Here is a 23,093-nt window from a genome sequence, read left to right on the forward strand (position 1 = left end):
TCATATTCCAGAAAGGCGGATCATTTATGGCAGATAGTCTTCTTCTCAGCGGAATCAGTATCGTGACAGAAAATGAAGTGATCAAAAACGGCTATGTTGGGGTCAAGGACGGAAAAATCAGCGCTGTCTCAACAGAACGGCCAAAAGAGCAATACTCAAAGGAAATTCAAGGCCCAAAGGATGCCGTATTGCTTCCGGGGCTGATTGATATTCATATTCACGGCGGCTATGGCGCAGATACAATGGATGCGAGCTTTTCCGCGCTCGATGCCATGTCCTCAAGACTGCCTGAGGAAGGCACAACGAGTTTTTTAGCGACAACCATCACACAGGAGCACGGCCAAATTTCTCAAGCTCTGGTAAACGCGAGAGATTGGATGTCTGCGGAGAAATCCTCTTCCTTAGGTGCGGAATTGATCGGAATTCATTTGGAGGGTCCCTTTGTATCACCTAAAAGGGCCGGAGCGCAGCCAAAGGAATGGATCAGGCCCTCAGATCTGGCACTTTTCAAGAAGTGGCAGCAGGAGGCAGGCGGACTGATCAAAATCGTCACGCTTGCGCCGGAGGAGGACCAGCAATTTGAGCTGATCCGTTATTTAAAGGATGAGTCGATTATCGCGTCAATGGGACACACGGATGCAGACTCCGCATTACTTTTGGAAGCCTTTGAAGCAGGCGCCAGCCATATGACTCACTTATACAATGCGATGAGCCCGTTTCATCATCGTGAACCCGGAGTAATCGGGACAGCCCTCGCCCATGAGGGTTATGTCACAGAGCTTATTGCTGATGGTATCCACTCCCATCCGTTAGCGGCAAAGCTTGCTTTTTTAGCAAAAGGCAGCAGCAAGCTTATCTTGATCACCGATTCGATGCGGGCGAAAGGACTGAAAGACGGAGTCTACGAGTTCGGCGGACAAAGTGTGACAGTAAAGGGGAAAACAGCTCTTCTTCCGGACGGGACGCTTGCCGGTTCGATTTTAAAAATGAATGAAGGCGCCCGGCATATGCGCGCGTTTACGAATTGCTCTTGGACGGATATAGCAAATATAACTTCAGCAAACGCGGCCAAACAGCTTGGCATCTTTGACCGAAAAGGCAGTATAACAGAGGGAAAAGATGCGGATCTTGTAATTGTCAGCAGTGAATGTGAGGTGCTTCTCACCATCTGCCGCGGAAACATTGCATTTAAATCCAAGGAGGCTGATCATATATGAAAGTAATCGAATGTCAATCGTATGAGGCATTAAGCCAAAAAGCTGCCGGCATTGTGGCTGAAACAGTCAGGGAAAAGCCTGATGCTGTTCTCGGTTTAGCGACAGGCGGGACACCGGAAGGCACGTACCGCGAGCTGATCCGCCTGCACCAAACAGAGAATCTTTCTTTTCAAAACATCACCACGATTAATTTAGATGAATACGCCGGGCTTTCAGGTGATGACCCAAACAGCTATCACCGCTATATGAATGACCGTTTCTTTCAGCATATCGACAGTCAACCGAGCCGGCATTTTATCCCTGATGGAAACGCAAGTGACCTGGAAGCCGAGTGCAAACGCTACGAACAATTGATTGAATCACTTGGCGGAGCGGACATTCAGCTTCTCGGCATCGGCCGGAACGGGCATATCGGCTTTAATGAGCCAGGTACATCATTCCAGTCCCGCACACATGTCGTGGCATTAAATGAACAAACCCGTCAGGCCAATGCCAGATATTTTCCCTCCATTGACAGTGTGCCAAAAAAAGCCGTAACAATGGGAATTCAAACGATTCTCACAAGCAAGCGGATTCTTCTGCTTATCTCCGGCACAAGCAAAGCCGAAGCTGCCAAAAGGCTGCTGGACGGACAAGTCAGCGAGGAATTCCCTGCGTCTGCTTTGCACCTGCATCCTAACGTTTCGGTTTTGATTGATCAAGAAGCCGCGGGATTCAGGCATTGAAAGGATTTTCGCTATGAATATCGATAAACAATCTCCTATCCCGATTTATTATCAGATTATGGAGCAATTAAAAGCCCAAATAAAGAGCGGAGAGCTGAAACCGGATATGCCGCTCCCTTCCGAGCGGGAATATGCCGAGCAATTCGGGATCAGCCGGATGACAGTGCGCCAAGCGCTTTCTAATTTGGTCAATGAAGGTTTTCTCTATCGCCAGAAAGGCCGGGGCACCTTTGTCAGCAAGTTAAAAATGGAGCAAGCGCTCCAAGGGCTTACAAGCTTTACCGAAGATATGAAAAGCCGCGGCATGAGGCCGAGCAGCAGGCTCATCAATTATCAGCTTATCGATTCGACTGAGGAGCTGGCCGCCATACTAGGATGCGGGCACCCGTCCCGCATCCACAAAATCACACGGGTTCGGCTGGCGAATGATATTCCTATGGCGATCGAAGCCTCACACATCCCATTTGAGCTGGCAGGTGAATTAAATCCGTCTCATTTCAAGTCGTCGATTTACGAGCATATCGAAAGGTACAATAGCGCGCCGATTTCCCGCGCCAAACAAGAGCTTGAACCGAGCGCCGCAACACAGGATGAAGCAAACATGCTTGGCATCCAAGAGGGGGCGCCAGTCCTGTTGATTAAACGAACAACGTATTTGCAGAACGGAACTGCTTTTGAGCATGTAAAATCTGTATACAGGGGCGACCGTTATACTTTTGTTCACTACATGGATCGGCTGTCATAAAAAAATCTCCAACCCCTTTTTAAGGATTGGAGACACGGCGAAAATCAAACTGGTCTGGCGCTGGACGATAGGTTTCTTTTTTCGTCTTGAACTTCCAGATCGGTGATTTCGTTTTTCCGTTAAAGCTGTCTTCCACAATGGTGTACCAATAATAAACAGAATTCGGCTCTAGATTCTCCCAAAGGAATTCGGCGGTTTCCCCGCTTTTCACTTTCTCGCGTTTTCCGAGCTGTTCGTTTGTATAGACATTGCATTCAAAATAATCGGTTTCTACTCTTTTCATTCTTGGCTTCAGATCAAGCTCCAGCGTAAACTCATCCTTGTTGCCGTAACTATCTGTATCATAAAAGTTTTTATCATCCAAATACGGAGAGTATGTGGATACATGCACCACATTGTTTGCCTGGTCAAACTGCATCAAACGCAAATAACCCTGGCCGCCCTCGGGCCCGCCCTGATAATCAGCAAGCATTTGATGTACGAGACGATCCGGTTTTCCGTCTCCGTCATCATCCAGCTCGTCTGTTTTTCTCATCGCGCTGTGATAATGTCCGCTTAACACCATCACGACATTCGGGTTTGGCTTGACAACTTTCTTGAAAATTTTCTCGCCGATCGGGCTTCTGTTTCCGCTTACGAGTAAATATTCATGAAAAGCTAAGACAGCTGTCCTGTCAGGGTGCTTCTTCAGCACTTGATTCATCCATGCGATGTCTTCGTCCGTGATGCCCCAGCCCATGTACAGCATAATATAATCATTGCCGCTGCTTGATATGAGGTCATAATGCCCGCGGTTATTTTTGTACGATTCGCCATAATACAGTCTCTTATCGAAACGGTGGCTGCCAAAGTATTTGCCAAACGCCCTGTAGGAGCCGTCCTTATGACCGACATCGTGGTTTCCGGCCAGCACGCCGTAAGGAATTCCGCTGTTGTCCAGGACACGCATTGATTGATCAGCGTTTCTCCACTGTCTGATATCCGCGGAATCATCTACAATATCCCCTGTATGAAACACGTATTTCGTATTCAGCTTCCTTTGGTTATTTTTGATCCATGCAGTCTGCTTATCAAAAATATGCGGATAGCTTTTTGCATAATACTGCGTGTCTGACATCCAGACAAAGGTATACATATCCTTCGCAGGAGGAATTTCGTCCTGAACAATAATATTCATCTTAGATTTCCGCACATAATCGGAAGCGATGACAGACGCCTTTAGCGTGAACTTTTTGTCATCTTTGGCAACGAAGCTGTCAATCGGCTGCCACTGGCTTGTCCGGTAATTCCAAGCGTACATTGTCACTTTTCTCCCCAGCAGAGAGCTTCCTCTCCAAACGGCTTCAGCTAAATCATTCTCATCAATGGACGGGTCAACCGTCACTTCAAAACGGTGATAAGGAAAAAGCTCCTTCTCTTCAGTTGACACTGTTTTTCCGTCAGCTCCTGACACCCGATTCATTTCTTCATTGGTAAACGGCGTCTCACTTTCCGGGACAAAGCTCTTCGGAGGTTCAGTCAGTGACGCATGCTTAAAAATTTTCACATTATTTCTGTTTTGCGCCGTATATTGAAAGCCTCTGTAAAAAGACACATCCATCGCGTCATTCGTCGGATCTTTCACCCGCACCGAAAGCTTGGCTTTGTGCGTATCGGCATCGCTATTTACGATTTCCGGCTGGTCCGGATGCTCCCGCTCTGTCTTAAATGTCCGCTCAATAACCGTTTTATTGCCAGCCAAATCTGTTGCTGAGACTTTCAGCGTGTGTTTGCCCGGAGACAGCTCAGAAGTTGACGTATGATACGGGAGCGTAATGCTGTCACCATCTAAAAATGCCTCTGTTTCCTCTATTTTGCTCCATTTATCAAACATATCTGCCTGCAGAACCAGGTTTCCTTTATACGTCTGTCCGTCCGTCACATTCGGTTCGATGTGCGGCCCTGAATTATCAACCCGCACTACAAAACTCAGGTTTTCATTCCCGTCGCTTACTGCAATATGATGGGCTCCTTCAGTCAGCTTCTCTGTATCCCACTTCAGCAGCTGTGACGTAAACAGTCCGTCAGGCAAATGAAATTGAAACGGCCAGCTTTTATTTGAGCGCTGATTATCCCCAATAAAAAGCTCCTTCTCGGGAGAAATACGCTCATCCCTGATCACCGTTCCATCCGATAATACCAATCGGGCATTTTTGACTAAAAAGTCATCACGGTTTTCAGCCGTATCAAACGGAGATACCTTTGAACCCGATCGTATCGTGATACGCTGCAGCTGCTTCCCTTTTTGAAGCAGCGTCTCCGGCAAAGGGACAGAGTAGGTGCGGTATTTATTTGTCGTATCATCGAAGACTTTTAGCACCTTGCCGTTCATCGTTACAGCATTTTTAAAGTAAAGGTTCGTTTTTCGGGTATCGAACGCAAAATATACTTCTTTTTCCATGGCGGGCTCTGTCAGTTGTTTTTTTCCGTCAATCCACAGCTTAATGCTGTCAGTCCCCCCATCCGTAGTCGCTTTGAGAAACTGTGTCCCCGAAAGTGTATCTCTGTTTTCTATATTCATCCGCAAACCGTGCGACTTGCTTGTTTGCTTAATATCAATCATTTTGACAGGCGTCTTCGCTTCATTGATCCCGTCACCGGCTACAACGTAATACTCAAGCTGATCCTTCCCGATCAGCTCAGGTGAGTAGACAATATAATGGTACAAATGATCGTTGCGGTCTTTTTCAGCGAAAATGCGTTTGAACGGTTTGTTTTCATCTGTCCGATAATAAAAGGCGGCCGTTTTCACTAAACTGCGATCACGTATGTCAGCCCGCAGTTCAATGCTTTCAGCCGGACGGACAGGCTTGCGGTCTGTTAAATCTTCTATAACCGGCTTTTCTTTATCAAGCCTCATTTTTCGTTTTTGCTCTGGAACCTGCGCCTGTAAAATCGAGCCTGGTGACGGATTTTTTTCTGCTATTGAAATGTTGAGCAGTTCCGCTGTTCCATCGAGAGGATATTTATAAAGCACAGACGACAGGCGGCGCAGCGCATGCTTTCGGTAGTGCGCAACTGAAATATCCTTCCCTGTATTCGTCGATATCGCAACCGCACGCGGCCGGGTATTCGCCATGCCCTCTGTTCCTTCCAGCACCAACAGATTTTCCCCTTCTCTCAAATGTGTCTGATAGTGCCGGTTAAAATCATCCGATGTCAATTCAGGATGTCCGACAGGCTTGAGCCAAAATACACAGGTTTCGCCAGAAGGAATGACGACCCGCTGTTCAGGTCTCCAAATCAGGTCGGAGTCCGGCCCTTCCTTCGGATAGCGATAGCGGATGTGATAGTCTTTAAAATCAATTGTTCTGTCGGTTGTATTATATACCTCAATAAATTCATAACCGTCTGTACGCCCGGTATTTTTTGTATCAACCGCAAGCTCGGTGATCAGCAGCTCCGGGATATGGGCGAGATCAGCCTGAAATCCATCCAGCTTCAGTGTCTTCGTTTCTGACTCCACCCGCTGCTTTCCATTCGAGAACACAATGTAATACTCGAGCTCGCTATTCCAGATTGACCTCTTCGGAATTTGCGCCAAAAACTGGCGGATGGCTCCAGGGGTTGGGTCCATCGGCACCATTTTATAGCCCAGTTCATTGCTTTGTTTATAAAACAAAAAGGCAGAAAACGATTGATACTCACTGTCACGCACATGCGCCTGAATGATCAGGTTGCCCTTCATTTCAGACTTCACTTCAATTTGAGGAGGGTTTTCAAGCAAGGGTATGTAATGAGGCGTTTGGAACGGTTCCTGCTTTATAACGGGCAAGGCCTTCGCTTCATGATGGCCGCCAGACTGAACAAACAGAAAAGACAATAATAAAGAAGCTATGACTGTGTATTTTCTCATCACGACACCTCCCTTTTCACGTATTTTGCGTCTGAACAGGGAAGCTTATGAGTTAATTTTTGTACAAAAAGATCAAAAAGACATCGGCCTCTCAAAATCACCACTAATATCCAGTCAATCGAAGTTAATTAACCGGTTAACGATAAAATCAGAGAGGCAGATTGATGGATAACAGCATTCATAATGAATGATTTCAAGCGATACAAGAGTTCGCATTAAAAAGAGATAAGCACAGTACAGATTCCACCTCATTTACCTCTTAAAATGAGATGGATTATTGATAGACAGCACTTAAAGCTTCAACGGATTATTTTCAGTAATAACCTTTTTCATTTCATAGACGATTATCATAATTAATATTTACCAGTAAACAACGGTCATTCCATCCCTTATTCTGCCATGTGTCAATATCATCAGCTCTGAAAAATTGAAAATAAGTGCAAATTCCATGGTTTCCACACTATTTTTACTGGTCATTTTTCAGCTTCCTTAAGCACCAGCAATTGACAACAAAAACAAGAACAGATAAAATCAAATCGTTCACCAGTAAACAATTTTTATTATTTCCTGGTAAACCATTCATTCAAAGAAAGAAGGTAGCCTATGTCCGGTCTGACAAAACAGATGATATACGACATATACGTTCGGCTTCTGCATCTTAATGAACAAAAAGCGAATACTTCACTTCAGCAGTTCTTTAAGGAGGCCGCAGAAGAAGATGTGATTGATGTTCCCAAAAACATGACTAGCATCCATGTCATTGACTGTATTGGCCAACATGAACCGATTAATAATACGGGAATTGCCAAAAAAATGAACTTATCCAAAGCGAACGTAACGAAAATCAGCACAAAACTGATCAAAGAGGAATTTATCAATCGCTATCAGCTGACTGATAACAAAAAAGAAGTCTATTTCAAATTAACCCGTAAAGGCAGACAGATTTTTGATTTGCATGAAAAGCTGCACAAAAAAAAGGAGCTGGCATTTTACCAATTCCTTGATTCATTCTCACAAGATGAACAGAATGCTGTATTGAAATTTTTAGAACAGCTTACCTCCAGACTTGAAGCTGAGCAAACAGATGATGCTTCAGAGAAACCTGTAAAGTAAAAAAGGGGGTTGTTCTTTATGGCTCAAACGAAATCAAAAGCAATGCTGATCTTATATATTGTTTGTTTCAGCGCATTTTTTGCTTCTTTAAGCCAAAATATGTATTCACCCATCATCCCGATTATTAAAGAATCATTCCATGTCTCTGTAACCCTCGTAAACCTGTCAGTTTCAGTTTTTATGATTGTGACAGCCATTATGCAAATTATCTTGGGCGCCATCATCGATTTTAAAGGCGCGCGTTATGTCTTGCTTGCTGGAATACTGACAACGGCGGCAGCCAGTTTCGGGTGTGCCGTCACCACTGATTTTACTTTGTTTCTTATTTTTAGAATCGTACAGGCAGCCGGTTCCGCAGCACTCCCTCTCATTGCAGCCACCACAATCGGCCAGCTATTTACAGGCAGTGATCGCGGAAATGCCATGGGTACGTATCAAATGCTTCTTTCGGCCGCCCCGGCTATTGCTCCTGTTCTCGGGGGACTTCTCGGCGGGGCTTTCGGACACGAAGGGATCTTTTGGATGCTGACGGTGATCTCTGTTATTTTATTAGCAACAAACAGCATTTTCTTCCCTAAGGATTTTCATAGCGCACCAAAGCAAGATGCAAAATCAGGCAGTTTGCTTACTCATTATAAATCCATTTTCACAAACAGAGCTGGAAATGTCATTCTGACCTTAAGCTTTTTTCTCTTTTTCATTTATTTTGCGGTTATTGTCTATCTTCCGATATTGCTGACGGAACATTATCATATGGATGTACAAATAGCGGGACTGTTATATTTGCCTCTGGCATTAAGCACAATCGCTGGTACCTTTCTGTTTAAAAACATACAGGCAAAAGTTCCTCTAAGTACATTGTTTGTCTACAGCAATGCAATTGCAGCGGTCAGCATCATTTCATTTGCTTTTACCCATTCCGTCTCGATCATTCTCATGGCTCTCACATTGGCGCTGTTCGGTGTCTCGATGGGGGTTATTCCTCCCCTGTATTCCACGATGATCACCAATGAGTTTGAACATAACAGGGGGAGCGCGATCGGAATCTTTAACTTTGTCAGATATACAGGTATGGCGGCCGGCCCGATGATATCAGCTTATCTGTTGACACGAATGCCGTCTTTCATGTCATTTGGCCTTTTGGGTATCGCATTTGCCATATTGAGCTTTTGCCTTCTGCCGTATATGCATCAGGCGAAACATGACATCAAACAAGAAAAACATCCTATGTAAAAAAGCTGCCATTTGCATGGCAGCTTTTATTTTTTTCGAAGCGGTTCTAAAATGCCTTTTTGAATCAGCAAATGGAACACCGACAGGACAACAGATGCCAAGATGGCTGATCCGAAGCCGTCAATTTGAAAACTGTCACCCATAATGGACGCTGTCATCATCAAGGTGATGGCATTAATCACAAACAAAAAGAGGCCCAGCGTCACAACTGTGACAGGCAGCGTAAAGATAATCAAGAGCGGTTTAATCAGCACGTTTAAGATTGATAAAATGAGGCTGGCAATAATCGCTGCCCCGATGCTGCTGATATGAATGGAATCAATGTAACCGTCAATGACGATTAATAATAAAGCATTTACTAAAATGCTGACTGCCCATTTGACCATGTTACTTCATATCCCTTTCTGACGGAACAATAAAAATCCAAATGATATAAATGAGCAGAACAGGAATAACGCTTGTCATAACGGCTAAAATGACGGTTATCACTCTGAGGAGTGACGCATCCCAGTTGAAATACTCCGCCAGGCCGCCGATGACGCCGGCCATTTTCCTGTTTTTTTCTGAACGATATAATCTATTCATTCGATCACCTCTGTGTATACTTTAATTTGATGGCGCCAGTTAATGATTCGGAGAAAACGGCGATGTTTTGATCATGTGCTTGATTAGAAGTGAACATCATTTCTTTTTGAATGGTATCATTTTTTTCTTTCAGCATGTCAACATCTATTAATTCGTGGGACAGCGAACCGAGATTGCTTTTCAGTTCAGCCTTCACCGCAAGATCATCCGGAATCGACAGCTCCACATTTCCAGTCGTCGTTTTTGTGTAAATCGAGCGGCAGTCTGATTCTGTTACAGTAATCGCGATATTTCCGTTAAAGCTTTGAACATCAATGGATTCGCTTTTTCCGCGCAGATCAATCAGCCCGTTAATGGTTTCCGCTTCTATTGTGCCGCAATTGTGATTGGCTAGCTTAATTTGGCCGTTCGCCGTTTCTGCCGAAGCTTTTTCAGCCGTCAAATTCGAGAACGACAGCACGCCATTAGTCGTTTTCGCCGAGAACTCTTTTACATGTAAATGTTCCCCTCTGATCGGTCCGTTAAACAGCTTCACCCGAATCTTATCATACTCCTTCTGAGGAATATACAATGTGACATTGGTTTTCATCGTTTTCTTTTCTGTACGGATAAAAAACTTATTTCCTTTGATTTCACATTCAATATGCTGAAGAAAAGCGTCCCTTGCTGCTTCTTGGCTGTCAGTGCGATATACCTTCGCCTGGCATTCCGCTCTGATATCCTCGTCTTCCCACGGAACAATATTTACGCTGCCGTTTGCGATCTGGAGCTCTACACTGGAAAAATCAGTATCCTTAAATTGAAAAATATGCTGTACGTCAAACGAGTGCCCGAAGTTTAAATCAAGATCAACTTCTTTAACCTTTTTCACAGCAGAATCAATCCAATCGAACAGCTTCGCCCCTAAAGACGGCTTGTTGCCATCTTTTTTGGCCGCTGTGAATGGCTCATCCTCTTCATGAACGTTAACTGACAGAGCCGTGATTTTTTCTTCTTTTTCCTTATAGTCGCTGTCGAGCTTTTCAATCAGCGTCAGTGCTTCCTGTGCCGTCAGCTTTCCTTCCTCCACAAGCTTGAGGATTCGTTCCTTTTCCTGCTTCATTCGATCTCCTCCCTATGATCTACTTATGCTGCACGCAGCACCTTAATGCCCTGAATGACGTTCCAAATCATAATGCCAATCACAACTAAGAAATATACGATTACGCCGCCAATCATCACAAATACAGGCATCACACTGTCCCCATCAATGGCAATAGCCCCGCCAAGAAAAGCGATAAATAAGACCAGCCAGCCGGCAAAAGGAACAATGTGAGAAAGCAGAGAACGTATCGCGTGACGTTTTGTCTCTTTCTCATCAACAACAAAATAAGCGACAATCGGCACAATGACCGGCGCAATAAAGACGCTGAAATAACAAAGTGATGCAATTATGGCTTGATTACGGTTCAATTTATTCAACTCCCATCGTTAATCATCCGTGACAATAAGTCAGGACGTTTTACTCAGATAGATATACGTATAAAACCTCCAGAGGTTTCAAAATCATCCTTTAGACATGCTTCCATTTACGGAAATTGGATTTTAAAAAGTTTTAGAAGTAGAATCTTTCATCCGTACCGATTACAATATGTAAAAAGCTTACGGCAATCAAGGAGGCTGGACAAGCAATGGAGAAAGATCCCAGTGACTATACAGTAACACAAGAATCCGTTTTAAAACTGATTCTTGAACAAAAAAGAATGAACCGTGAAATGTTAGCCGAGCTTGAACAGATTCACGGGCCTCTTCCCATCTCTCATGACATTCAATATATAAAAGTTCTCCTGGACAGCAGCAGCACTCATATTGTTCAAGATTTAATGAATGTGAGCCGGCAGCTGTATAAGAAGACGTTTTAATAAATACTGCAAAGAAAAGTGAAAACCCTCTGAAAAGAGGGTTTTAAGATGTTGCAGTTTCTTTCGCTTCCAAGAGTGACTTCATGCGTTTTTTGTCACGCTCCATAACAGGCTTCAAATAACGCCCTGTATACGACTCTTCGACTTCAGTGATTTCCTCCGGTGTTCCCGATGCGACAATGGTGCCGCCTCCGGCTCCGCCTTCGGGCCCCAGATCAACAATATAATCAGCCGTCTTGATGATATCAAGATTATGCTCAATGACAAGCACTGTATCCCCATTATCAACCAACCGCTGAAGCACGACAAGAAGTCTGGCGATATCGTCGACGTGCAGACCTGTTGTCGGTTCATCTAAAATGTACAGCGTGCGCCCGGTTGAGCGTTTGTGCAGTTCAGATGCAAGTTTTACCCGCTGCGCTTCACCGCCCGACAAAGTAGTTGCCGGCTGGCCGAGCGTAATATAACCCAGACCAACATCGTGCAGGGTTTGAAGCTTGCGCTTAATTTTCGGGATATTTTCAAAGAAAGAAAGAGCATCTTCGACCGTCATATCAAGCACGTCAGAAATGCTTTTTCCTTTGTACGTCACTTCAAGCGTTTCCCGGTTGTAGCGTTTGCCGTGGCACACTTCACATGGCACGTATACGTCAGGAAGAAAGTGCATTTCAATTTTTATAATCCCGTCACCGCGGCAGGCTTCACATCGGCCGCCCTTCACGTTAAAACTGAAACGGCCTTTTTTATAGCCGCGGACTTTCGCTTCATTTGTCTGTGCGAACACATCGCGAATATCATCAAAAACACCGGTGTATGTCGCAGGATTTGACCGCGGCGTTCTTCCAATCGGCGCCTGATCGATATCAATGACTTTGTCTAAATGTTCGAGGCCTTTGATTTCTTTATGGCTGCCTGGCTTCGCTTTTGCTTTATGAAGCTTTTGCGCTAATGCCTTGTGAAGTATTTCATTGACGAGGGTGCTTTTCCCCGATCCTGAAACGCCCGTAACCGCTGTAAACGTCCCTAGCGGAAACTTGGCATTTGCCTTTTTCAGATTGTTTTCTGAAGCGCCTTTAATCTCAATATAGCGGCCGTCCGGTTTTCTTCTCTCGGGAGGCAGCGGGATAAATTTCTTCCCTGATAAGTAGCTGCCTGTTAACGAATCTTGATCTGCCATGACTTCTTCCGGAGTTCCCGCGGAAATAACTTGTCCTCCGTGGATGCCGGCACCCGGGCCGATATCAATTAAATAATCGGCTGCCATCATCGTATCCTCATCATGTTCTACGACGATCAGTGTGTTCCCCAGGTCTCTCATGTTTTTCAGCGCGCTGATTAAACGGTCGTTATCACGCTGGTGCAGACCAATTGATGGCTCATCTAAAATATAAAGCACACCGGATAACCTCGAACCGATTTGAGTGGCCAGCCTGATCCGCTGCGCCTCTCCCCCGGACAATGTTCCCGCTGCCCGGCTCAGTGTCAGATAATCAAGTCCGACCTTATCCAGAAAGCTTAAACGCTCCACAATTTCCCGCAAAATCAGATCGGCAATCTTCATATCCTTCTCAGATAGCGTAAGGCCTTTGAAGAAATCAAGGGCATTTCCGACAGACAGCTCGGTAATTTTTCCGATGTGACGTCCGTCGACCAGTACCGCAAGCGCCTCTTTCTTTAGCCGATAACCTTTACAAGTCGGACAAGCCTTTTGGGACATATATTGCTCCATCTGCTCACGGATGAAATCCGAGCCTGTCTCCTTGTAACGTCTTTCAATGTTGCGCAATACGCCTTCAAATTGGATTTCACCTTCGCGTATTTGCCCGAAATCATTTTCGTAACGGAAATAAATCAGGTCATCTCCGCTTCCATAAAGGACTTTATCCAGCTGATGCTTCGGCAGATCCTTTACCGGCACATCCATATCAATGCCGTAATGAGTGCAGACCGCTTCAAGAAGCTGCGGATAATATTGTGAGCTGATCGGCGTCCATGGGGCAATTGCATTCTCTTTCAATGACAAATCTTGATTGGGAATAACAAGATCTGCATCAACTTCGAGCTTCATACCGAGACCGTCACACGTTGGACACGCTCCGAATGGGCTGTTGAATGAAAAAAGCCGCGGTTCAAGTTCACCGATTGAAAATCCGCAATGCGGACAGGCATGATGCTCACTGAACATCAGCTCTTCCTCACCGATCACATCAATCATGACACGCCCTTCACCTAATCGAAGCGCTGTCTCCAATGAATCCGACAGACGGGCTGCTACGCCTTCTTTTACCACAATCCGGTCAATGACAACCTCAATTGAATGTTTTTTATTCTTTTCTAATTCGATCTCATCAGAGAGCTCGGCCATCTCGCCGTCAATTCTGACTCTGACATAGCCTTGTTTTCTGATCTGCTCAAGCACCTTTACATGAGCGCCTTTTCTGCCGGACACAATAGGCGCCAGCACCTGAAGCTTCGTCCGCTCCGGATATTCCAAAATCCTGTCCACCATCTGCTCAATGGTCTGTGACGTGATTTCGATTCCGTGCTCCGGGCAATGCGGCTTTCCTACTCTCGCATACAAAAGACGCAGATAATCATAAATTTCCGTTACCGTACCGACAGTAGATCTCGGGTTTCGACTCGTTGTTTTCTGGTCAATGCTGATGGCAGGAGAAAGCCCTTCAATCGCATCGACATCAGGCTTATCCATTTGCCCTAAAAACTGGCGGGCATAGGCGGATAACGACTCGACATAGCGTCTCTGCCCTTCTGCATATATGGTATCAAAGGCAAGGGAGGATTTCCCTGATCCAGACAGTCCTGTAACAACGACAAGCTGATCTCTCGGAATGGTCACATCAATATTTTTCAGGTTGTGCGCCCTTGCTCCCTTCACCTCAATCCGATCCATAGCCATTCTTTCATCATCCTTCCGCTTTTAACTCTAAAAGTAAATCGCGAAGCTCCGCGGCTCTTTCAAAATCAAGCGCCTTGGCGGCTTCCTTCATTTCGTGCTCCATTTGTTCGACGACTTTTTGACGCTCTTTCTTCGTCATTTTCGACAGCTTCGGCGCAGCTTTTGTTTTATACTCCGCTTTGTCCTCAGCAGCCACAGTCGCACGAATCACGTCACGAATTTCTTTATTAATCGTTTGCGGCGTAATGCCGTGCTCTTCGTTAAACCGCTCCTGTTGCTCGCGCCGGCGTTTCGTTTCATTAATTGCAATTTCCATAGACTTCGTCATTTTATCGGCGTACATGATGACACGGCCTTCTGCGTTCCTCGCCGCCCGTCCGATCGTCTGAATAAGCGAACGCTCCGAACGCAGGAAGCCTTCCTTATCCGCATCCAAAATCGCAACCAGAGATACTTCCGGAATATCAAGCCCCTCTCTCAGGAGGTTAATGCCAATGAGCACATCATGCTTGCCGAGACGCAAATCACGGATAATTTCGATCCGTTCAAGCGTCTTAATTTCTGAATGCAGATAATTAACTTTGATGCCGATTTCTTTTAAATAATCGGTCAAATCCTCTGACATCTTCTTCGTCAAAGTCGTCACAAGCACCCGTTCATTCCGTTCAACTCTCGCTTGAATTTCACCGATTAAATCATCAATCTGCCCTTCAATCGGCCGCACGTCAATAAGCGGGTCAAGAAGCCCTGTCGGACGGATGATCTGCTCTATCATTTCATCGGTATGCTCAATCTCATATGGCCCTGGTGTTGCTGACACATAGACGATATTGTGCATATGCTTTTCAAATTCTTCAAAACGGAGCGGGCGGTTATCAAGCGCTGACGGAAGACGGAATCCGTGATCCACAAGCACCTGCTTTCTCGCCTGGTCTCCGTTAAACATGCCGCGCACCTGAGGAATCGTCACGTGCGACTCGTCCACGACAATCATAAAATCGTCAGGAAAATAATCGAGAAGCGTATACGGCGTTGAACCCGGCGGGCGAAGCGTCAAATGTCTTGAATAGTTCTCAATACCGGAGCAGAATCCCATTTCTCGCATCATTTCAAGATCATATCTCGTCCGCTGCTCTAAGCGCTGCGCTTCCAGAAGCTTGCCGTTTTCATGCATGACCTTCAGCTGCTCCTCAAGCTCCTTCTCGATATTTTGAATCGCTTTTTCCATTTTTTCGGCCCGCGTAACGAAGTGGGATGCCGGGAAAATCGCAATATGTTCACGATCGCCTAAAATTTCTCCGGTCAGGGCATCCACTTCCCTGATCCGTTCAATTTCATCTCCGAAAAACTCGACTCTTACACAGTGTTCATCACGGGATGCCGGGAAAATTTCCACTACATCTCCGCGCACACGAAACGTACCGCGCTGAAAATCAATGTCGTTGCGGGCATATTGAATGTCAACAAGCTTTCTAAGCAGCTCGTTGCGCTCAATTTCCATTTCAGGACGCAATGACACAACCATTTCACGGTATTCTTCAGGCGAACCGAGACCGTAAATACAAGACACACTTGCAATGATAATCACATCTCTCCGTTCAAACAGAGACGATGTAGCGGAGTGTCTGAGTTTATCAATTTCATCATTAATGCTGGCATCTTTCTCTATAAATGTATCCGTTTGAGGCACATACGCCTCCGGCTGATAATAATCATAGTAGCTGACAAAATACTCGACAGCGTTGTTCGGAAAAAACTCCTTAAACTCGCTGTAAAGCTGTCCGGCAAGTGTTTTGTTATGGGCAATGACGAGTGTCGGCTTATTGACTTCTTTAATCAAATTGGACACCGTAAATGTTTTGCCCGTTCCTGTTGCACCCAGCAGAGTCTGATGCTTCTTGCCCTCCTGAATGCCTTTGACAAGCTTTTCAATGGCTTTCGGCTGATCTCCCTGGGGCTGGTATTTTGAGACTAACTCAAAGCGATCTTTCACAAATAAGCCTCCGTTTCTTTAACGAAATCTTCCTATAGATATAGTAACACAATGGAAAGCAAAATCACCAAAAATACGAACTAAAGTTCGGTGGTTTTTTATTTCCAGCTATTTTCATGTATAAAAAACCTGCTTTTAAAACGTAAAAGCAGGAATTCATCTTTATATTCATTATGTCCGGTTTATTCTTCTTTTTTCTCAGCAGCTTTTTTGGCCATGTAAAGTCCGCCGGCCACAAGAGAGACAACATCTAATCCTACAATAAAATACGTTTCTGTATAGCCTTTTAAATAAGAGGCAAACAGCAATGCAGCTGTAAGAGCGATCGCCACGTAATGGTTAAAGGTCACTCTCGTAAATAGGACGACAAGCATAAAAGGGAAAAATAATGCAAAAACGGCTTTTGTAATCACAAAAACCCTCCTCAGGGATTCTTCATCTGATTTGATTATAGTAAAAAATGAAGAATCGGACAATCGTGCAATGGTTCCCTCTTTCTACACCATACCCTTTTTCAGTTCAATTCAATCATGGTTTCTGCCGCAAAACTCTTCTCTTAAACAAGCTATGATGATTTTACTTATTCGGTTCAAAAATTAACAAATCATCTTCAGGCAAAAGGGACGGTATCAAATATAAAGAGAAATTGATTTTAGTGCTGCTGAATGAGAGCTGAAACTGTACCGATTGTCAAATCAGCAGGAAGATAGGTATTAAGTCTCGTTTAATGAAGGAAGCTTGGCGAACAGTGATCTGAAAGCTCAGTGAAACGATTTACGAATACGAAAAAATAAGCAAACAGACCCGCTTCAGTTTTATTTTTCATGATCATCTAACTAACTTAAATATTCATTTTATTTAGGGCTTTTTGCGTTTGACAGCATTTTCCTTTAAACCTACAATTGATTGATAGTGTTCACTATCATTTTTTTTGAACATTGGCTCCCAAAAATAAAAGATAGAGAGAAAAATACTAAGGAAAGTGGGGTTTTAAACATGTACTCTGTGTTATTTCGCCAAGCTGAAGAATCCAGTCAGCTGGCTGGAGCAAAAGGCATGAATCTGATTAAACTGACCAAACACGGACTTCCTGTTCCAGATGGGTTTATCATTCAAACGAACGCTCTCGCCCGTTTTATGGAGGATAATCAGCTTCATGATTCAAGCGAAAATATCGAAAATACCATTATTGCCGGAGCATTTTCAGATGAGCTAAAGAATGAGCTGACGAGCTCCTTTTACGAGCTGAGAGAATCATATCGTTCCGTGGCCGTCCGCTCATCATCAGCCTCAGAAGATTTAGAGGGGGCTTCATTCGCCGGTCAATATGAAACCTATTTAAATATAAAAACAGAAGAAGAATTTCTGGCTAAGGTGAAAGAATGCTGGGCCTCCTTTTTCTCAGGCAGGGTCAGCCGCTATAAGAAGAAAATGAACAATCAAATCGCAGAGCCGTTAATGGGTGTTGTGGTGCAGGGCCTGATTAATTCAGAAATATCGGGTGTGATTTTCAGCCAAAATCCCGTTACCCATGATGAGAGAGAGTTATTAATCAGCGCCAGCTACGGCCTGGGAGAAGCGGTCGTATCAGGAAGCGTCACTCCTGACACGTATATCGTTCATAAAGCTTCATTTGAGATTCAGAAAGAAATGGGTTTAAAAGAGATCTACATGGAGTCCGCAGCAGAAGGCATTGCCGAAAAAGAAACGAGCGAAGACATGCGCAGCCGTTTTTGCCTTACAGATGAACAGGTAATTGAGCTGACTGAAATCACCAAAAAAACCGAAGCCCTATACGGATATCCTGTTGATTTAGAATTCGGGATCGCCGATCATAAACTGTACCTTCTGCAGGCACGGCCAATTACCACCATTGAACAGGATAAAAAAGCGGCTGAGGAAGAACGGAACTTCATGATCACCAACGAGGATATGGATGATTTTTGGCTCAATATGGAGTCCAACATCGAAGGCCCGGTCAGTCCGCTATTTTCATCTTTTATTGTGCCCGCACTTGAATACGGCTTAAAGAAAAGTATGCAGCAGTTTCCGATCGGTGTCATCGTCGATGAAGTAAAAGTTTACCGGGGACATATTTATTCAAAAAATCAAGGCGGACAACAACAGCCTCCTGAGGACAGTGCCGAAGAGCTTTTTCCGATATTGGCCGAGCGCATGTACGACATCATTCATAACACGTACCTTCCGTTTTACCGGACATTGGACCAACTCGCACAAACGGAACACACTCCGGAAAGTGCGCTGGATGCCTTTAAAAAACTGAAGGCCTTTTATCTCACGGCCTATGAGGAACACTTCAATATCGTTTTCCCGCAAATTCTGTTGACGAACAAACTGCAAGCAATGTATCAAAACATTCAGGGTGAAGCTGAAAACTCACATTTTTATGAAATGCTGACAGGAGTCATGAACAAATCGCTGGAAACAGACCGCCGCCTATGGCAATTCTCCGTTGAAGTGCGAGAAAATCCGAGTCTGACAGCCATTTTTGAGCATACCGAGCCGCAACAGCTGCAGAAGAAATTAGAACAAATCGACGAGGGCAGACGTTTCCTGCAAAAAGTCAATGAATTTTTACAGGAATACGGATGGCGATCTGTAAAAAGCCACGATCTGATTGAACAGACTTGGGCAGAGAATCCATATTACGCATTGACTCATATTCAAAACTACGTCCGCAATGGCTATCATTTTGACAACGAATTTAAGAAGACCATTGAAAAACGTGAGAAGTTGTACAATGAATTCTTGCAAAGCATTGAGGATCCCGTTTTGCAGAAAGAATTTGAACGTTATTATCAATGGACGCTGAATTCGTCCAATATTAAGGATGATCATCATTTTTACATTGATGCTATGCTGGATGCCAAGGCGAGGGTCTTTTTGCTGAAGGTAGGAGAATTGCTAGCAAAAAGCGGTGTGATCCGAGATCGAGAAGACCTTTGGTTCTTATATGATGACGAGGTGGAAAACGCGCTCCTTCATCCCGTACCCCTTCAAGAGAAGGCTGAAAAACGGAGACAAATCTTTCATGAGTATGAGCTGGCACAGGCGCCTGCTTATCTCGGTACACCGACAAAAGCGCAGCTGAAAGCGGCTGAAGAAATTGTCGGTGCTGTCATAGAAGATGAAAACAACACGGAGAATGATATTTTCGGAATTGCAGCATCAAGCGGTATCGCAACAGGGCCGGTTAAATTGATTCGGGATGCCAGTGAGTTTTCTCGATTCGCGCCTGGAGACATCCTGGTTTGCAAAATGACGACACCGCTATGGACCAGCCTGTTTCAAGATGCCAAAGCCATTATTACAGACACAGGAGGAATCTTGTCTCACGCAGCGATTATCGCACGGGAATACGGCATTCCCGCTGTTCTCGGCACACGTGCAGCGACAGAAAGGCTTCGAGATGGAGACATCGTCACTGTAGACGGAAACAGCGGCAAAATCACAGTTGTCAGCCGGTCCTGATGCGCCCACCCTCTTTATTATACAAGCGGGGCAGGTGTATACTTGTCCTGCCAGTATATTCGTGAGGTGAAACGTATTGAGACCGACAAACCGCAGAATCCTTGACGCTGCCATGCAGCTGCTCGTCAAAAAAGGATATCGTTCAACGACGACAAAAGAAATTGCAGAAAAAGCAAACGTAAGTGAAGCGACGATTTTCAGGAATTTTAAAAACAAACAGGGGCTTGTCGAGGCTCTGCTTTCTCAGCATTCTGCAAATCGAAATCGCATCTTTGAGCAAACAGAGGGTGATTTGTATAAAGACCTGCTGCATATCGGAACCTGTCTGCTGGAAGAGCTTGAACAAAGAAAAGATATAATTAAAATCAGCTTTCGTGAACCGGCCATGTTTCAGGATGTCATCAACCATGTGACTGAATATCCCCAATCAATGAAACAGCTTTTAGTTGATTACCTCACAAGCATGGGTGAGAAAGGGGCTATTCAGACAGGAGATGAATCGGAACATGCCGATGTCTTTATTTCGATGATTTTCGGTTACTTTGTACACCGTCTTCATTTAGGAGACAGAGTGATTTCAATGCCCCAGGAAAAAATGCTGGAGCATAGTACAGCTGTATTCGTCAAAGGAATTACTGCCCGTTAGCTCCTTGGCAAAACAAAAGGAGGATCCCAATGAGCTCAAAAAAAGAATGGGCGCTGATCGTCTCACTTTTATTGGGGGCCATCCTGGTTCCCATTAACTCAACGATGATCGCAGTCGCGCTTTCATCTATATCACATACGTATAACGAATCCATCGCAAGCATCACTTGGGTGGTTACTGTTTATTTAATCGTCATGGCCGTCACACAGCCGATAGCCGGAAAACTCGGTGACATGTACGGCAACAAAACCATGTATTTATGGGGCGTCGGCCTGTTTCTGATTGCTTCATTAGGCTGCGCTCTATCGCCGAGCCTGTTTTTGTTAATTGTATTTCGGGCTTTGCAGGCTGTCGGCGGGGCACTGCTCACGCCAAACAGCATTGCCATTATCCGGCACGTTGTATCAGAGAAACGCCTTCCGAAAGTATTTGGCTATTTCGGGCTCGGCGCAGGTCTGGGCGCCGCTCTCGGGCCGTTTATCGGCTCTCTTTTGATTGACAGCTTCAGCTGGCATTCGATTTTTTGGGTCAACATCCCGTTTCTCGCCATTGCTTTATTTACAGCATTGACCATGTTTCCTCAATATAAAGAAAACAAATCAGAGGCGCCGCTGGATATCATCGGCTCTCTCTTGCTGGCAGGCAGCATCGTTTCGATTATCCTGCTGACGAAAAATGAGTCTTCATGGGGCTATGCATTATACAGCATATTGATACTGCTCTTTGTCCCGCTTTTTTTCAGACGGGAAAAACGCACAAAGCACCCAATCATTGATTTTGCGCTGTTTAAAAGCTCAACCTTTACAAATGCCAATCTATCCGTATTGTTAAGCAATCTAATGATGTATGCCGTCTTATTGATTATGCCGTTATTCATGACAAACCAGTTTGGGCTAAATACGTCTAACAGCGGCATGGCGCTTTCCGTCTTTTCGATATTTATGTCGGCGAGCAATTGGGCAGGCGCTCAGCTCCATCATAAATGGGGTGCGAAAAAAATCATATTTCTCTCATTTGCGATGATGGCCGGAGCCAATTTGTTATTTTTGCTCTTGAGCAGCTCCCATTCCGTTTTCTTCCTGATGATCTCTCTTATTCTCGGAGGGCTTGCATCCGGAGTCGGACTGACCAGCATGCAGGTGTCATCCCTTGCCACAGTGGAGCCCGCGATGTCCGGAGTGGCTTCCGGTATTTTCTCGACCTTCCGTTATTTCGGAAGCATTATTTCGTCAGCCTTAATTGGCCTGATTTCTGGGTATCACACGTTATTTATTATTCTCTTCGCGGTATCCATCATTGGCGTTTTTGTTTCGTTAGGCATCAAATCTGACGAAACGGCACGCATGGAACAAAATTCAGCGTAAAACAAAACAGCCCGGCGCCACACAAAATATGTGGTGCCGGGCTGTTTTTTTATGATCCAGGTAAAGCGGCTGCCTCATCTTCACGGTCATCCTTTACGAACAGAATGCCCAATTCATGATGTTCTCCCTCATAAGACGCACGCTGATCAAAGCGAATCTCCCCGTTCAGACCGATAATTTCAAGCTTCACATACGCACGGTTGCGCTGGAGCGCTTCATAAAAATCAGATACGTGCTTAACGGGCACGCCGTTGACTTTCGTAATAATTTCTCCGATTTTTAATTCCAAGTCTTCAGCCGGTGTATTTGGTATAATGCCAAGCACCATTAAGCCTTGATCACGCTTGGAGAAATAAAACGGTGCTGCATTGTCGTTTACCCTTTGCTTCACGGACAAAAAAATACGTCCTAATACAGCCGCACAGACAGCTGCACCCGCAAGCGGCGTCCACAGCAAACTCGCTGCACCGAGAGCGGAGACAATAAGCCCGAGTATACAGACTCGCTTCGCTGTGACTCTTATACTGGTTTCAGGAAGGGAACCCTGCACCCTTTGGCCGAATCCGACAAAGTAGGGTATCCACAGAAAATGGAATGACCCTCCGGGGACAGAAAACACAGGCCACCAGCTGAGGTGTGATTCTAATCCATTGCCAGGTACAAGAATAAACAGCGGCAAAAGCCATATACGGTTTGCAAGCTGCTGACCGATCGGCAAACCGCGGCTGCTGACGACCAATCCCGGTGATGTTTTCACATGGGCAGAACGATATGCAACCGCTCCTTCAGCGATAACCAATAAACCCAAAAACACCGCCAGGGCCGGCCACACGACCGCAAAGCCTTGCTGAAACCGATCCAGAAAAGGTTCAGCCTGATTCACTTGCAGTCCAAAACCTATCAGCATACTCACACTGACGATATATGCAGCAGACATCCAGTTTGCGCGAAGAGTGAGCGCTGCCGCTGCAGTCATAACGGCAATAATTGCAAGCATACCGAGAGGAATAGAAATTCCGAGTACCCCTAAAACAATAGACAAAAGGATACCGGGAATTAACCCTTTTGTATATGTAAATTTCAGTTCATCATAAATGTCTGCTATTCTTGTATGAAAGGTTTTTCGCTCACGCTTGATCCTTACATATCCGAAAGCCAGACTTACAATGACAAAAAACCAGAATAGCGGGTGCAAAAAGAACAGGCCCGCACTTTTTAACAGTTCAAATCCCCATTGAACAGACACTATCTTTCACCGCCTCAAGCC

The 23,093-nt window shown here is 45.0% G+C and carries 18 protein-coding genes; 9 read left to right on the forward strand and 9 right to left on the reverse strand.

What is annotated here, in order from left to right:
- The first annotated feature begins 26 nt into the window (after positions 1 to 26).
- Genes nagA through UJ203_RS11305 form a run of 3 tightly spaced genes read left to right on the forward strand, consistent with a single transcriptional unit; the run spans position 27 to position 2,687 of the window.
- Positions 27 to 1,217, forward strand: a complete 1,191-nt coding sequence (gene nagA / locus UJ203_RS11295; protein WP_322010817.1) for an N-acetylglucosamine-6-phosphate deacetylase — start codon at positions 27 to 29, stop codon at positions 1,215 to 1,217.
- Positions 1,214 to 1,942, forward strand: a complete 729-nt coding sequence (nagB, locus tag UJ203_RS11300) for a glucosamine-6-phosphate deaminase (RefSeq protein WP_322010819.1) — start codon at positions 1,214 to 1,216, stop codon at positions 1,940 to 1,942. Before nagA ends, nagB begins: the two co-directional genes overlap by 4 nt.
- A 13-nt stretch (positions 1,943 to 1,955) precedes the next feature.
- Positions 1,956 to 2,687: a GntR family transcriptional regulator gene (locus tag UJ203_RS11305; RefSeq protein WP_322010821.1), complete on the forward strand. Its 732-nt coding sequence runs from the start codon at positions 1,956 to 1,958 to the stop codon at positions 2,685 to 2,687.
- Positions 2,688 to 2,706: 19 nt separating this feature from the next.
- Here UJ203_RS11305 and UJ203_RS11310 read toward each other — a convergent pair whose 3' ends face one another.
- Positions 2,707 to 6,582: a metallophosphoesterase gene (locus UJ203_RS11310; protein ID WP_322010823.1), complete on the reverse strand. Its 3,876-nt coding sequence runs from the start codon at positions 6,580 to 6,582 to the stop codon at positions 2,707 to 2,709.
- Positions 6,583 to 7,185: 603 nt separating this feature from the next.
- On the opposite strand from UJ203_RS11310, the gene UJ203_RS11315 reads away from it, so the two are divergent.
- Positions 7,186 to 7,695, forward strand: a complete 510-nt coding sequence (locus tag UJ203_RS11315; RefSeq protein WP_322010825.1) for a MarR family transcriptional regulator — start codon at positions 7,186 to 7,188, stop codon at positions 7,693 to 7,695.
- 18 nt (positions 7,696 to 7,713) lie between these two features.
- Entirely contained in the window at positions 7,714 to 8,928 is a 1,215-nt protein-coding gene (locus UJ203_RS11320) for an MFS transporter (RefSeq protein WP_322010827.1), read from the forward strand.
- A gap of 26 nt (positions 8,929 to 8,954) precedes the next feature.
- Here UJ203_RS11320 and UJ203_RS11325 read toward each other — a convergent pair whose 3' ends face one another.
- Genes UJ203_RS11325 through UJ203_RS11340 form a run of 4 tightly spaced genes read right to left on the reverse strand, consistent with a single transcriptional unit; the run spans position 8,955 to position 10,965 of the window.
- Complete coding sequence (locus tag UJ203_RS11325) at positions 8,955 to 9,314, reverse strand: phage holin family protein (RefSeq protein ID WP_010332033.1); 360 nt, start codon at positions 9,312 to 9,314, stop codon at positions 8,955 to 8,957.
- A 1-nt stretch (position 9,315) separates the two neighbouring features.
- Positions 9,316 to 9,513, reverse strand: a complete 198-nt coding sequence (locus UJ203_RS11330) for a PspC domain-containing protein (protein ID WP_024122997.1) — start codon at positions 9,511 to 9,513, stop codon at positions 9,316 to 9,318.
- 4 nt (positions 9,514 to 9,517) lie between these two features.
- Positions 9,518 to 10,615, reverse strand: a complete 1,098-nt coding sequence (locus UJ203_RS11335) for a DUF4097 family beta strand repeat-containing protein (protein ID WP_248338558.1) — start codon at positions 10,613 to 10,615, stop codon at positions 9,518 to 9,520.
- 23 nt (positions 10,616 to 10,638) lie between these two features.
- The gene (locus tag UJ203_RS11340) at positions 10,639 to 10,965 is read right to left on the reverse strand and encodes a hypothetical protein (RefSeq protein ID WP_322010833.1); all 327 of its coding nucleotides are present in this window, start codon (positions 10,963 to 10,965) and stop codon (positions 10,639 to 10,641) included.
- 218 nt (positions 10,966 to 11,183) lie between these two features.
- On the opposite strand from UJ203_RS11340, the gene UJ203_RS11345 reads away from it, so the two are divergent.
- Positions 11,184 to 11,414, forward strand: coding sequence for a hypothetical protein (locus UJ203_RS11345; protein ID WP_322010835.1), 231 nt, complete (start codon positions 11,184 to 11,186; stop codon positions 11,412 to 11,414).
- A 43-nt stretch (positions 11,415 to 11,457) separates the two neighbouring features.
- Here the strand turns inward: UJ203_RS11345 and uvrA are convergent, their stop codons facing one another.
- From uvrA to UJ203_RS11360, 3 genes are all read right to left on the reverse strand, one after another.
- Positions 11,458 to 14,331 carry an excinuclease ABC subunit UvrA gene (gene uvrA, locus UJ203_RS11350; RefSeq protein ID WP_322010837.1) on the reverse strand — a complete coding sequence of 958 codons (2,874 nt, stop codon included), beginning with the start codon at positions 14,329 to 14,331 and terminating at the stop codon, positions 11,458 to 11,460.
- A 7-nt stretch (positions 14,332 to 14,338) separates the two neighbouring features.
- Positions 14,339 to 16,324, reverse strand: a complete 1,986-nt coding sequence (gene uvrB / locus UJ203_RS11355) for an excinuclease ABC subunit UvrB (RefSeq protein WP_044445651.1) — start codon at positions 16,322 to 16,324, stop codon at positions 14,339 to 14,341.
- Positions 16,325 to 16,506: 182 nt separating this feature from the next.
- The gene (locus UJ203_RS11360) at positions 16,507 to 16,737 is read right to left on the reverse strand and encodes a CsbA family protein (RefSeq protein WP_003228053.1); all 231 of its coding nucleotides are present in this window, start codon (positions 16,735 to 16,737) and stop codon (positions 16,507 to 16,509) included.
- Between the two features lie 583 nt (positions 16,738 to 17,320).
- On the opposite strand from UJ203_RS11360, the gene UJ203_RS11365 reads away from it, so the two are divergent.
- From UJ203_RS11365 to UJ203_RS11375, 3 genes are all read left to right on the forward strand, one after another.
- A complete protein-coding gene (locus UJ203_RS11365; protein ID WP_322010842.1) occupies positions 17,321 to 19,816 on the forward strand; it encodes a PEP/pyruvate-binding domain-containing protein in 2,496 nt (831 codons plus the stop codon).
- A 76-nt stretch (positions 19,817 to 19,892) separates the two neighbouring features.
- Positions 19,893 to 20,462, forward strand: coding sequence for a TetR/AcrR family transcriptional regulator (locus UJ203_RS11370; protein WP_105954006.1), 570 nt, complete (start codon positions 19,893 to 19,895; stop codon positions 20,460 to 20,462).
- A gap of 29 nt (positions 20,463 to 20,491) precedes the next feature.
- Entirely contained in the window at positions 20,492 to 21,826 is a 1,335-nt protein-coding gene (locus tag UJ203_RS11375; protein WP_101859876.1) for an MFS transporter, read from the forward strand.
- 49 nt (positions 21,827 to 21,875) lie between these two features.
- Here UJ203_RS11375 and UJ203_RS11380 read toward each other — a convergent pair whose 3' ends face one another.
- Positions 21,876 to 23,072: a S1C family serine protease gene (locus UJ203_RS11380; RefSeq protein ID WP_322010847.1), complete on the reverse strand. Its 1,197-nt coding sequence runs from the start codon at positions 23,070 to 23,072 to the stop codon at positions 21,876 to 21,878.
- Between the last annotated feature and the right edge of the window lie 21 nt (positions 23,073 to 23,093).

Origin of the sequence: Bacillus sp. V26, from assembly GCF_034296245.1 — a bacterium.
In the GTDB taxonomy this organism is placed as follows: Bacteria; Bacillota; Bacilli; order Bacillales; family Bacillaceae; genus Bacillus; species Bacillus halotolerans.

Excerpts from the sequence above, each read along its gene's own strand:
- nagA (WP_322010817.1), top strand. The coding sequence starts at position 27 with ATGGCAGATAGTCTTCTTCTCAGCGGAATCAGTATCGTGACAGAAAAT.
- nagB (WP_322010819.1), top strand. The coding sequence starts at position 1,214 with ATGAAAGTAATCGAATGTCAATCGTATGAGGCATTAAGCCAAAAAGCT.
- UJ203_RS11305 (WP_322010821.1), top strand. The coding sequence starts at position 1,956 with ATGAATATCGATAAACAATCTCCTATCCCGATTTATTATCAGATTATG.
- UJ203_RS11310 (WP_322010823.1), bottom strand. The coding sequence starts at position 6,582 with ATGAGAAAATACACAGTCATAGCTTCTTTATTATTGTCTTTTCTGTTT.
- UJ203_RS11315 (WP_322010825.1), top strand. The coding sequence starts at position 7,186 with ATGTCCGGTCTGACAAAACAGATGATATACGACATATACGTTCGGCTT.
- UJ203_RS11320 (WP_322010827.1), top strand. The coding sequence starts at position 7,714 with ATGGCTCAAACGAAATCAAAAGCAATGCTGATCTTATATATTGTTTGT.
- UJ203_RS11325 (WP_010332033.1), bottom strand. The coding sequence starts at position 9,314 with ATGGTCAAATGGGCAGTCAGCATTTTAGTAAATGCTTTATTATTAATC.
- UJ203_RS11330 (WP_024122997.1), bottom strand. The coding sequence starts at position 9,513 with ATGAATAGATTATATCGTTCAGAAAAAAACAGGAAAATGGCCGGCGTC.
- UJ203_RS11335 (WP_248338558.1), bottom strand. The coding sequence starts at position 10,615 with ATGAAGCAGGAAAAGGAACGAATCCTCAAGCTTGTGGAGGAAGGAAAG.
- UJ203_RS11345 (WP_322010835.1), top strand. The coding sequence starts at position 11,184 with ATGGAGAAAGATCCCAGTGACTATACAGTAACACAAGAATCCGTTTTA.
- uvrA (WP_322010837.1), bottom strand. The coding sequence starts at position 14,331 with ATGGCTATGGATCGGATTGAGGTGAAGGGAGCAAGGGCGCACAACCTG.
- UJ203_RS11365 (WP_322010842.1), top strand. The coding sequence starts at position 17,321 with ATGTACTCTGTGTTATTTCGCCAAGCTGAAGAATCCAGTCAGCTGGCT.
- UJ203_RS11375 (WP_101859876.1), top strand. The coding sequence starts at position 20,492 with ATGAGCTCAAAAAAAGAATGGGCGCTGATCGTCTCACTTTTATTGGGG.